Genomic DNA, 12956 nt, shown 5'->3' with positions numbered 1-12956 from the left:
CGTCCCCGCCCCCTCAGAACCGTGCAAGCAGATGTTCACCGCACACGGCTCAAGCAAGCCCCAAGGGCTCGCGGCCAGGAGAAGGTGCAGGATTCGTCAGCCCGGCGGCTCCAGTCCGCCGTTGACAAAGGGTGTGCAGGAGACGGAGCCGTTGATCATCCGATGAGCCACCGCCCAGGAGTGCGACGTACTGTTTGGAGATCGACTTCCTGATGACGGTCCGCCACGCTTCCCATTCCTGGGGACTTCGCGGCGGGTGATCGGCGTGCAGAAGGAGTCCTCCGCAGATCGGGCAACGACCTTGCTGTGCTCGGAGCAGGCGCACGGTCATGCCGTCGACCGGCGGAGGCGGTCCCTTGCGACGCCGCTCGGCCCAGTACGACTCAAGCGCCGGGTCGTCTGGAGACGCCCTGCCCTTGACCAACTGGTGCCGGACGATCTTCGTCCAGGAGAACTTGAGCAGGTAGGCGCCGCTGTCGCGGTCGCCGAACACCCACCGGTCCTTCCTCGACTTGTTGAACCGGCCGAAGTACTTGTCGGAGATCCAGTGCTTCGACTTGTTCGGGTGGCTGCGCTTGGCCCACTTGTAGGTGAGCTTCCACATGTGGTTGTCCAGTGCGGTGAAGACCTCACTGGACACCACCGTCCGGTAGTAGGCCGACCAGCCCCGCACGATCGGGTTGATCTTCTTGAGCACCGCACCTGCATTGGCCCCTCGCAGGGCCAGCATCTCGGTACTCAGCCGTTCCCGGATCCGTCGTTGAGCCGCCGTGCTCGGCTTGATCAGCAGCTTGCCGTGATAGCGACGGACGTTGAACCCCAGGAAGTCGAACCCGCTCTCCGCGTGGACGATGCGTGTCTTGTCCTCGTGGAAGGCAAGCCCCCTGGGCGTCAGCCATGCGGCCAGCCGTTCCTTGACCTGCTCGGCCTGTTCACGGCTGGTGCACATCGCGACGAAATCGTCTGCGTATCTCACCAGCACGGGGCTCCCGCTCTGCGCACTCCCGGCGTCTCTGCCGGTCGTGAAGTAGCGGACCCCTGCGGCTTCTTCCATCCCGTGCAGGGCCACGTTGAAGAGCAACGGGCTGATCACTCCGCCTTGCGGAGTTCCCGCTTCGGTCGGGGCGAACCGACCTCGATCCACCGCCCCGGCCTTCAGCCACTGCCGGACCAGTCCCCGGGCGGGGAAGGTGCCGAGCGCGGCCGTCAGCCGGTCGTGGTCGATCCGGTCGAACGCCGCCGTCAGGTCCGCGTCGAGCACCCACACACGCTGCGGGTTCTTCCCGTTGAGCGTGGAGTAGATGGCCCCGATCGCGTCATGACAGCCGCGGCCGGGCCGGAAGCCGTACGACTTCGGCTCGAACCGCGCTTCCCACTCGGGTTCCAGCGCACCGAGTGCCACAGCTTGCAGGCACCGGTCAACGATCACGGGAATCCCGAGTCCGCGCTTCTTCGTCGTCCCCGGCTTGGGGATGAACACCCGCTTGACGGGCTTGGGTATCCACGGTCGGGCACGGTGCTGGACCCAGTCGGCCAGGGCGGCCTTGGACCGGGACAGCAGCACCACCTTCCCGTCGACTCCCGCCGTCGCGCGTCCCGCGTTGATCTCCGTGACCCGCCGCACGCTCAAGAGCGTGTTCGACCGGGACCGGAGCATCAGCTTCTGCAAGTTGCGGACCCTCTTCAGGTCCCCCGCCTGCGACGCCGTGAAGATCCTCTGCCGCAGACGCCGTACGTCCTCCTCGACCCGGTGCCAGTTGACCGACGCCCAGTCCAGGTCTTCGCCCTCAGGTCCGTTCACCGTCGCGACGGCGGCCGGAACAGACGAAGCCGCTCCGTCCATATCCGTCAAGGTGTCCAACTTGCCCCTCGGTTAGTCGTCCTTGCCCAGTGAGTCCGCACAGGCTCACCCGGCCCACGTCAGCACCCTTTCGGGTCCGGGCAGTGCACCCGTATCCGGACGGTTATGCGGGGCGACCAGCGGAGAGGCCGGTCATCGTGCCCCGGGTTCCCGTTTCCTTTCGGCTTCCGGCATTGGCTTCTTGGGCCATCCTGTTCCCGCTGGGGAGTTGAGCCTTCCTCGCGGTCGGCCTACCGGGCCACGAAGACCCGGACCCCAACGGGGTTTCCACGTTCCACACGAATGAGATACGACCGGGGTGGGTGCTCCCTTTACCCCGAGGCGGCGGTGTCCACCTGGCCGGAGTGACCTCTGCCGGCCAGCGCCTGCCGCTTCTCAGCGGCCAGCCATGCACCCCGCTGGAACCTTCCATCGACGGGGCTTGGGATCACGAGGCATCAAGGGGAGTTCACTTACGTTCACCCGTCCGGTCTTCCCCTTGCCGGTAGCTCCCGGATGGAACAGGAGCCCTTGGGCTTTCCCCCGAGCTTCGCACCACGCCGTTACCGGCATCGCACGTCAGGGGCGGGGACGGGTCATACGGACACGGACCCGTGACTGCACCTACGGCCTCATCATCAGCCGCCTCTCCAATCGGTCAGTCCACTCAAATTCGCGCGACTTCGTGTCGCACGATCGCCTTCCCAGTGCCCGGGAACGGCCCGGTCTGCGGCTTCGGCGGGCCGCTGCCCGCCTGCTCACGGCCAGGAAACCGAAAAACGCCGCCAAGACACCAGCAGTCACCGCGCTGTTATGAGCCCAGCGGGCAACCATGTGGGCGTGTCGCAGAGTGCCTGCACGATCACATCTAGGCAACATCCCTAGCTCAGCACGGACTTGGGGTTGAGTCTGGGGCCAAGTGCGTGTCTTGTATCCATGACTAGAAGGCCCGGGGGGGCTGGCATGGATATCGACAAGAACGACCGACTCCTGATCGACGGCGAACTGGTGACTGTTGTCGCTGCCTTCCAGGAGCGGACCGGGTTCAACTGCGTGATCAAGTCGCCCACTCGGGGCCTCACCGAAGCGTTCGTGCTCCTCGCCGATGTACCGGTCTGCAAGGTGGCCAGTTCCGATGGGAGCGGAGATAGCGCGCGTGCGATCACTGGGGTGTGGGCGCAATGGATGCGATGGGCCATCCCCCGCATCCGGTCGGCTGTTCTGGCCACCCGGCCGCTAAGGCCGTATGCCCACCAGGACGACGCTGTTTTCAGTGTGATGTTGCCCCAACCCAAGCTGCGATTCCTCTTGGCCGACGAGCCAGGAACCGGAAAAACCCTCATGACCGGAATGTACTTAGCGGAGGGGCGCAGGCAGGGGCTGATCCCAGGGAAGACGGTCATTGTTGTGCCGGCCCACTTGGTAGGCAAGTGGATCGGGGAACTCAAGCGCTTCTTCGGCATCGATGCGCAGCGAATCACCGCCGATGTCGGCCGTGAACCGCTGGACCTGCGTGCGGACGTGGACGTCTGGGTTGTCTCGCTTGACCTGTTCACCTACAACACCGATGTCCGCCGCAAGGTCGTCGGTTCACGGGCCTCCTGGTCTCTGGCCGTCTTCGACGAGGCCCACCGACTCACCCCGACTTCCCAGCATCTCAGCGCGGCTCGCCAGCTCGGTGATGTGGCCCACCACCTCCTTCTGCTGACTGCCACTCCGCACCGTGGCAAGGAGAACTTCTTCCGAGCTCTGCTGAATCTGCTTGATCCAGCTATCTACCGGTGGGACCCGTCCGAGAAGACCTATGACCACCCTATGCACCCTGGGCCCAACAACTTCCTACGGCGGATGAAGGAGGATCTACGGGGCCTGGACGGCGAACTGCTCTTCCGTCCCCGATATGCACAGACTCACGAGGTCTTCCTGACCCCGGCTGAGTCAGATGCCTACGACGCGGTCATGGGCTACGTGGAGACGTGGTATTCCTCGGACTCGGTTCTGGCCCGTTCCATCTACGGCAAGCGGGCTGCCTCCTCGGTGACAGCAGCCCTCGAAACTTTGCGACGCCGACGGGCGGCTCTGTCTGGCTCGCAGGCCGGCCGCGTGCCTCCAGTAGCGCCCGAGGGCTTTGAGAACCAGGACCTGGCCCGCGCTGCCCTCGACTCCGATGACGCCTGGCATGACGCCGAAGCGGCCGTAATCCAGGCCCGCAGCAGCGACCGCAGAGCTGAACTGGATGCCGTCGCCGTGGTCATCGGCCAACTGGAGCGGTCCTTAGCATCGAGGGACGAAGCCGCCAAGTGGCAGGCAGCCCGCGACATCATGCAGCAGCACCAGATCAGCCCTGGTAGCGGGCAGTTGCTGGTTTTCAGCGAGTTCACGGACACTGCTCGATGGCTCGCCGGGGTCTTCCGCGCGGCAGGATTCAGTACCGAGGTCCTGGACGGAAGCGTGGACCAATCGGGTCGCGAGGAGTTGCAAGCCAGGTTCCTCAAGGACCGGTTCCAGGTCCTCGTGTCCACCGACGCAGGCGGCGAGGGCATCGACCTGCAGTCTGCGCACGTCATGATCGACTGGGACATCCCCTGGAGTTTGGTGCGGCTCGAACAGCGCGCTGGCCGACTGCACCGAATTGGTCAGCAGAACGAGGTGTTCGTCTATCACCTGGTGGCCCCCGAGACCCGTGAGGGGCGTGTCCAACAGGTCATCCTGGAGAACCTCACCGCAGCCTCCGCATCACTGCAAGGGCGCCTGTACGACTTGCTCGACGCCACGGTCGACCGGACTGGCTTCAACTTCGGCGCGGCCATGGCCGCAGCACACCGGGACCCGGCTGCGGTCGGCGAGGTGCTCGCTGCCGTACCCGACACTGCGACCCTCGTGGCTCGCGCCAAGGACATCGTTGCCGAGGAAGACCGGTTCAAGACCCCAGTCGACCACGGCGAGGCCATGCAGAGGTTCGCGAGCGACCGCCTCCAGGCGATCAATCCGGTCATCGTGTCCGCTTTCGTCGACCAGGCCGCCAACGTCGAAGGGTGGAGTGTGTCGACGGGACCCACTCCCGGCATACGGGTCCTGCGTTCCGACCTCACTCATCTCCCCGCCTCCTTCGGCGGCTTACAGGAATGCCTGATCGCCGCCGACTCTGCCACGGTCGCCAAAGCCCAGGAGGAACAGTTCCGCCGAGCCGAAGACGTCATAGTCCTGGGTCCCACCGAAGACTCGTTCCAGGAACTGGTCGAGCGGGCCGTTCAACGCTGTGAGGGGGACCTACTCGCAGGAGCCGCAGCCGTGGACGTGTCCTCCCTGACCGGCTACACCCTGTTCGTCTACGCAGCGGAACTTGAGCACCACAACGGCATCCGCCGCATCCGCCGCACCGTGCCCTTCCTCATCCGCTATTCCGGTGCGGGCGCGTTCGCCACTGCTTGGGAATCGGTCATGAATCTCAGCCCCACCGCTGACCCCTCCAAGCCACCCTCACCCGCCGCACGAGTCGAGGCCGACTCCGCCGCCCGCAAAGCAGTCCAGGCGGAAACTTCCGAGATGCAGCGCCTGCAACGGGCGGTCACAGCGAAGAGCCGCGACCAACTCGGTGACGTCGAACGACGCCTCAAACGCCAGGTCAGGACCCTAGACGCCGACGTCAGACGCAGCAGACTCGAACAGTTCGCCGCCGAGAAGGCGGACCGGCTTGCCCACTTCGCGCTGTTCGACAACATCACCCAAACCTCTCCCACCCCGCTGGGATGGGTTCAGGTCAGCGGCGGTGCGCGGGTCAACGAGCTGGGCCACGACCCGGACTCCGAGAGGGTCGCCATCGCCAAGGTCGTCACGGAACTCGAAGGACTCGGCTGGATCGTCGACGACCGACAGACCGCCGGGCTGGGCTACGACCTGCTCGCGCGCCGCCCCGGGACCACCGACCAGCGTCTGATTGAAGTAAAGGGCTTTGTTGCCGGGATCAGGCCAGTCTTCTTCGAACAGCACGAATGGGCTCAGGCACAGCAGCGCGGGCCGGACTACTGGCTGTACGTGGTCCTGCAGTGCGCTACCCGGCCGGCTGTCGTCATCCGTTGTCAGGACCCGGCCGGGACGCTGGCAGGGCCTCGGCGTATCGAGCGTTTCAAGATTCCCGTCTCTCAGCTTCGGCGCCTCATGGAGAACCGTTGACCACCGACTCAGGACGCACCCTCATCGACACCTGGTTTCCGTGCGCGGCTGTCGACGAAGCGTGCAGCAACCGGGCCGGATCCGGCCAGGTGGAGAAGGCGATCTTCACATGGTTCGCCTCGCGCCCCATTGCCCAGGCCCGTGCTGCTGTAGCCACGGCACTGCTGCCGGATAGTACGAGCGTTCGGCAGCTGGTCGACGGCGCAGTGCGCGGCGATCCAGCGGCCTTGGTCGAGACCGCCGCCAGGATCAGCGAGCGCTACCCCGACGGAAGGCCCGTGGTCCTGGACATCTTTTCTGGACGCGGCATCATCGCCCTGGAGGCGGCCCGGCTCGGCGCCCAAGCCGTCGGCTTGGACCTGAGTCCCGTCGCCACGCTCGCCGGCCGGGTCCTGGCGGACTACCCCCTACGGGACTGGTCTGCCGAGCCGGCCCTGCCCTGGCTAGAGACTGATCCGCAGGACGACGCCCTGTTCGGTCAGGGCGCTCCTCCCCGGTTGGTAGCGGATCTCGAAGTCTTCCTGGCGGAGATCGGCAGGCGTACACAGATCGCGGTCGCTCCGCACTACCCCCGCAATTCCGACGGGTCGTTACCCTGGGGCTACTTGTGGGCCATCAGCATTCCCTGCGACGGCTGCACCAACCGCTTCCCGCTCCTGGGAAGCTTCGTCCTGCGCCACCCGTACCACCGGACCAACGATCTCGGCCAGTCTCTGCGGCTGGTTGTCCACGAGGGCACCTGGCATGCCGAAGTGATCGACGGCCCCCCGGACCAGCCACCTACCTACTCCTCGACCGACCTGGGCGACGGAAGGAAGCGCAAGGGCAAGAGCGCCCGCTGCCCGTTCTGCCAGCAGGTTCACAGCTTGGAGACAGTCAAGGCCAAGGGCATCGCAGGCGAGTACCGCGATGAGCTCCTGGTGGCTATAGACACGCATGGTGAGGCCAAACGCCTCTTCCGGACTCCGCGCCCGGACGAACGTGAAGCCGCCACGGCAGTGGACCTCTCCTCCCTCAAGGCTGACGGTCCGCTGAGCGCCGTTCCGGATGAGGTGATCGCGGCCGGCAATGTGCACACCGTGATGGCCAGCGGGTACGGCTACCGCACGTTCGGCGAACTGATGAACGCTCGACAGACCCTGCAGTTCACCGAGTTGGTCCGCGCCATACGTTCCTGCCACCATGATGCGTTGACCGCCGGCGTCTCACCGCAGTACGCCCGGGCCCTGACCGCCTTCGCCGCAGCAACACTCGCTCGACGGCTTCGCAGGGCAACCCGAGGATGCGCTGTCGAAGCAATGGGCAAGAGCGACGGTATCGGGCACAACGGCAACAAGGTCTCCGATCTGTTCTCCAACGAGGCGGTCCTGAAGTTCCAGTTCGACTGGGTGGAGACTGGCCCCGGAACCGGACCGGGAACCTGGACATCCCTGACGAAAACCGGCCTGCGGCCCTATGAGGCCCACATACGCGGCCTGCGTGGCACGCCCGCACGCTTCCGCCAGGCGAATGCGATGCGGCTGCCCTACCGCGACGCGAGCGTCGACGCCGTGGTCACCGACCCTCCGTACTACGACATGATCGAATACGCGGACGCCTCCGACCTCATGTACGTCTGGCTCAAACGCGTCCTGTTCGACATCTCACCGGACCTCTTCGGGCCCAAGGCAATCCGTACGAGTGACGGCCTGCAGAACAAGGACGACGAAATCATCGTCCGCCGGGTTCACGAGCCCGGACGGGTGCGGCACGACAAGGACTTCTACGAAACGTCGCTGTCCGCCGCCTTCATGGAGAGCCGCAGGGTACTGCGCCCCGACGGGCACCTGGTAGTCGTCTTCGGACACTCCGATCCCGACGCGTGGAAGCGCCTGCTCGCGGCGCTCCACGATGCCGGGTTCGTGGTCACCAGCTCATGGCCGAGTCGGACCGAGTCGGCCAACACCAAGGTGGCCTCGGTCAAGGTCACCATCACCATTGGCTGCCGCGTCGCCCCCACCGGCCGGGAGACTGCCACCGCCGCCCAGGTCGACAGGGAGATCGCCGACGCGATACGGCCGCAAGTGCGTAACTGGACACAGGACGGCCTGGCCCTGGCCGACCAGATGATGGCCGCCTACGGACCTGCCATGGAGGTCTACGGTCGGTACTCCACGGTCATCCAGCCAGACGGCGAGTCAGCCCCGCTGGAGCGGTATCTGACCTTGGCCCGCCGCTGCGTCCGCGAGGCAACCGCACTGCGACTGGACCGCATCCCCATCGAGACCTTCGACGCGATCACCCGCTTCGCCGTGTTCTGGATGAGGGTGCACGGGCGCACCGTCGTTGCCAAGGGAGAGGCCATCTTCCTAGCGCAGGTCGATGGGCTGCGACTGGAGAACGTCCGTGGGGACCTTCTCGCGGAGTCCGGCAAGGGTTTTCGCTTGATCCTTGACCCGCCGGCGTCGGTAGGCCCCGGCAGCGCCGAGTTCGACGTTGCCCGCGCTCTCGCTGGCGCCTACATCTCCGGCGGTACCGAAGCGGCCTCCGTGGTGCTCGCCCAGTGGGAGCGCCCCGTCGACGACGAGCATCTTTGGGCAGTCATTGGGGACCTAGCAGCCCAACTGCCCCCCAACGACACCGTCGCGAAGGCGCTAGTAGCCCTGCAGCGCAACGCCGGAACCATCAAGAACATCGCCCGCGGTCTGGCAGGAACACTTGCCCCTCGTGAAACCGACCGAGGTCTGACCTTGTTCGACGCTGAGGACGCCCGATGACCACTGCGTATCCCCACTGGGCCGAAGTACTCACCCTGCGGCCCGAGATCACAGATGCGAACGGACAAATCGCCGACCTTCAGATGTCTCTGTACAGCGCCGTCTACACCGACCGCAACGTGCCATACACCGATCCCGTGTACTACGCGGAGATCACCGAGCCGACTCCCAGGCTTGTCCAGTTCATGAGCACCGTCGCCCGAAGGCTCGGCACCCGAACCCGCGGTGGAAAAGCCCTCTTTCACCTGGACCAGGGGATGGGTGGCGGCAAGAGCCACGCCTTGGTCGGTCTATACCATCTGGCTAACAGCCCCCAGGCATTCCTGGCGACCGAACTGGGCCAGCGAGTACAAGACGAAGCCGAGCAAAACGGGGCACACCTAAACCTGGACGGCGCCCGGGTAGTGGTCCTGTCCGCAGACAACATGACCCCAGGGGCGACGAGCCCGGAATTCGGCCCGGCAACAACCTTGTATGAGCGGTTCCTGTGGGCCCTGTTCCAAGGCGACCGGGACAGATACACGCAGCACCTCGCCGAGGGATCGAACAAGGCGGCGTTGGCCCGAGCCCTGGAGGCAGTTCAGGGACCGGTGCTGATCCTGCTCGACGAGTTGATGCAGTACGCCCTCGACCTCGCGGACAAGAAGCACATCGCCACGATGCCCGGCGAGAAGGTCTTCCTGGACTGCCTGATGGACGCCGTCGACGAGGTCCCTCAGGTGGCCTTCGTCATTGTGATGATCCGCTCCGACCGCGATGATCGCGGCTACCCAGTGGAAGCCGAAAGCCTTCGTACCTTCGTGACAAGTGGCATCGAGCGCAATGGAATTGGTGACTCCGTCACCGAGCCGCAGGACTTCTCGGCGATCATCCGGCGCCGTCTCTTCCAGCCTGTCGACACAACGCCCGTCAGCGCTCTTGCCACTGCCTGGGCAGAGCATGCGGGACGGGCCTGGACAGAGCAGGTCTTCGAGCGGCTCGGCGCACGGCACGGCCTCGGTGGCCTGGCTGAACGCCTCGCTGCCAGCTATCCGTTCTCTCCCGACGTCATGGCATTGGTCCGCGACGACTGGTCGCGCCATGCCGGCTTCCAGCGGGTGCGTTCCACCGTGGAAATATTCTCCGCCACCGCCTACTACTGGGCTCGCGAGCACGAGGCCGGCCGATGGACGCCTGAGCTTATCGGGATAGGCGACCTTCCCCTTCACAACGTCATAGAGAACATCCTCTCCTCCGGCCTCCTACACGGCAACGAACGCGTCATCCAAGGATTTCGGCAGGTAGCCGCAACCGACATCACGACCAAGGACGGCACCCGCGGCCGTGCCCGCGCCCTCGATAACGTCCTGGCCGAGCGGGGCATCGACACCGGACAGCCCTTCACGAGTCTGCGGATGGCCACCGCCCTGTTCTGCTACTCACTGGTGCCGCGAGACCAGGCGAAGCGAGGAGCCGCCAAGCCGGAGCTCCTCGCAAGCGTCTACAGCCCAGGCGTCGAATTCAACTCTGCCGAAGAGGTCTTCAACCTCCTCATCAGCGACGACGAAGGTCTCGGCGCCCTGGAGGTGACCGATACCACCTCCGGACGCGGCACCGCGCGGTTCCACCTGGCCATCGCCCAGACCCTGCGAATGTTCTATAAACAGGCTAAAAGCACCGTTTCCGCATCCGACCGCGACGCCTACCTGTGGGAACGGGCCAAGGCGATCGCCCGCAGCAACCAGGGCCCTTTCGACCAGGTAATCCCCGTCACGAACACTCCCGGTGCCCCCCTGTCCCAAGTCTTCAGCGACGTCGACCAGAACAGCAAGACCCGGCTGGTCGTTCTTGATCCGAGCCGCTGGACCCTGCATAACGGCCGGGACACCCCCACCCGAGCCGAAGTCTCAGCGCTCCTCGGCGTTGGTGACAATTCCCTACCTGTCGACAACGGCGCTTCCTGCGTTGTGGCGTGCGTCAACACTCAGCGGCGCGACACCGTCCGAAAGCGTGTCATCGAAGTACTGGCTTGGCGTTCGGTCATCTCGCAACTCGACCAAGATGATGACAAGCGTCCCGAAGCCCAGGCCGAACTGCGCTCCGCCGCCCAGCGTGTGGACGATGATTTACAGAAGGCATTCCAGCACTTCGCCTATCTCACCCGCACCGACCAGACTGAAGTCGACTGGCAGCGATTCGACGACGACGGCAAGACCGCTCTCAAGGGCGGACACGTCTGGGACGCCTTGGTCAACCACAGCCGCGCCGTGCACCCTGGCCGCCTCTCCGGCGCCTACCTGAAGACCCTGCTGTCCAAAATCGCCCGCGACCTGACGCTGAAAGAGATAGGTCAGCAGTTCTACAAGAACCCGGCGTTCCCCCTCGTCCCCTCCATTGACGACATCCGACGAGCCGTGCACCAGACCCTGACCGGATCTGATTCCTTGCAGGTCATCGACGGCGAGGGGGCACCCCAACACATTGCCTCCCCCGATGAGCTGTCCATCGGCTCCTTGGAACTTCGGCTGCGCCGAGCGCCCGCGCCGACGACGGACAGCTCCCCTCAGCCAGCGCAGGTCACCGCGAGTTCCGGCTCGGCATCGAGTAGCGGCTCGGCTCCCAGCCGCGCCAGCGGCCCTCCGAGCCGCCCTACGAGCCAACCCGCCCATTCGGGACCAGTTGTCAGCACGCCCGCCGACTACCATCGCTACCGGCTCGAAATCCCGAATCGGAGCATGGCATCCACAGATGCGCGCCGCACCGTCGCCAACCTCCTCCAGGAGGTGCTCGACCTGGTCGATCCGGAGATCGGTGGGGACATCCAACTGCTCGACCTCCAGCTGACGCTTACAGCCGCTCCAGCAGCTGTGGATAAGGTCGAAGCGACCGCTGCCGCGGCGAACGCCGACTGGGAAGAGGAGGCCCTGGATTTCTGAGAGGGCGTCCACGGACATGGCTGCGATGTCGATGCTGGGAACCATCTGGGAGCCAACCCGCTCCCCGACCCCCTTCGAGACCACCCGAGACCACAACAGCCCGACGCTGCGACCAGGGCAAACGTCATCGGCGCTGGCAAGATCAGCAACCGAACCTCATTCGGGACGAAGAGGTCGCGGGTTCAAATCCCGCCACCCCGACACTGGTCAGAGGCCCATTCGCTTGATCGCGAATGGACCTCTGTCGTGCTTCGGGGGGCCAACCAGGGAGCCAAAGGAACTTGATCAAGCTATCTCTGAACGTCCACCCTGGCGCTCCTGAAGTTGGGCACCTGCCGGACCAGAGGCGGCTGGGTCTGCGCGGTTGACAGACAAAGACCAGCGACGGAATCAGCATGAGCGATGGCGACGCGAACAGCGACGAGACGCCTACAGCCAACTTGTGAGCCAAGCGTCTAGGCCATCAGGGTAGGCGGCAGGGCGGTGGACGCCTACCAGGAGAACGAGCCGACCTCTACAGATCTTGCTGAGCAATTCCTCCAATGCGCTCGTGAGCTAGTCACAGCGATGAGTCTCGTCGCCCTGGAGGGACCGGCCGAAGCAGATTCGGCGGCCCTGGAACTCGTAGGAACCGTGCGAACGTGGGCGAACTCCTTGATCCTCACCATCGCCATAGATGAGGGTCGCTTCGTGCCTCCAAGAGCCGCGCTCGGCAGACAACTGCTGGACAGTTGACCAGGACCTCACCGCGAGCCGGCGACCCATCCACTGATCACGAACGGGTCGCTGACGTAGCCGCGCCGAACAGATCCGATCAGACTCTCGCGGTCTTCTCCTCTCGATCGTCAGCGAAGATCATGTCCATCGCTTCGGCACCCTTCGTGATCACGAGCCGGAGTTGTTTGCGGGGGGCGATTCTGTGGTGGCCTGACTGCTGTGACCGACCAACAGGGCGATGGTCTCCAGCGGGATGCCGTTGTCCGACAGGATCGACACGAAGCTGTGCCGGAGCTCTCAAGGCGTCCGCTCCAGCTTCAGTCCCGACGCAGCCCGCGGGGGCATGCTTCCCTTTTGCTCAGCGCCGCCTCCCAGTTCACGCAGGGGAGGCGCCCCGACAACACTCCCCTGACCACGCCCAGTCCGAGTGACACGCCGCATGTTCCGTCGGTAGTCGTCCACTTCGAGCGGAAGTCGGCAGGCAGCGGCTGGGAAACGACACCTTACGACCCCCTCGTCATTGCCTGGGCACGGGCGACCCTCCGGCCACTCCCC

The 12956-nt window shown here is 65.1% G+C and carries 4 protein-coding genes; 3 read left to right on the top strand and 1 reads right to left on the bottom strand.

Annotated features, from left to right (window positions below; all coding sequences use genetic code 11):
- Positions 1 to 49: 49 nt before the first annotated feature.
- A complete protein-coding gene (ltrA, locus tag AC5DRG_RS29485; RefSeq protein ID WP_491802473.1) occupies positions 50 to 1801 on the bottom strand; it encodes a group II intron reverse transcriptase/maturase in 1752 nt (583 codons plus the stop codon).
- 1002 nt (positions 1802 to 2803) lie between these two features.
- On the opposite strand from ltrA, the gene AC5DRG_RS29480 reads away from it, so the two are divergent.
- The 3 genes from AC5DRG_RS29480 to AC5DRG_RS29470 are packed head-to-tail and all read left to right on the top strand — an operon-like array spanning position 2804 to position 11684.
- Positions 2804 to 6013, top strand: a complete 3210-nt coding sequence (locus tag AC5DRG_RS29480; RefSeq protein WP_491802472.1) for a helicase-related protein — start codon at positions 2804 to 2806, stop codon at positions 6011 to 6013.
- The gene (locus AC5DRG_RS29475) at positions 6010 to 8769 is read left to right on the top strand and encodes a DUF1156 domain-containing protein (RefSeq protein WP_491802470.1); all 2760 of its coding nucleotides are present in this window, start codon (positions 6010 to 6012) and stop codon (positions 8767 to 8769) included. The genes AC5DRG_RS29480 and AC5DRG_RS29475 overlap by 4 nt, the downstream gene beginning before the upstream one ends.
- Positions 8766 to 11684 carry a DUF499 family protein gene (locus AC5DRG_RS29470; RefSeq protein ID WP_491802469.1) on the top strand — a complete coding sequence of 973 codons (2919 nt, stop codon included), beginning with the start codon at positions 8766 to 8768 and terminating at the stop codon, positions 11682 to 11684. The genes AC5DRG_RS29475 and AC5DRG_RS29470 overlap by 4 nt, the downstream gene beginning before the upstream one ends.
- Positions 11685 to 12956 lie beyond the last annotated feature (1272 nt).

This window comes from Streptomyces sp. JLBG701 (assembly GCF_058544905.1).
This window is presented reverse-complemented; position numbering and strand designations above follow the sequence as displayed.

Coding starts and splice junctions, on each gene's coding strand:
- AC5DRG_RS29480 (WP_491802472.1), top strand. CDS start 2,804: ATGGATATCGACAAGAACGACCGACTCCTGATCGACGGCGAACTGGTG.
- AC5DRG_RS29470 (WP_491802469.1), top strand. CDS start 8,766: ATGACCACTGCGTATCCCCACTGGGCCGAAGTACTCACCCTGCGGCCC.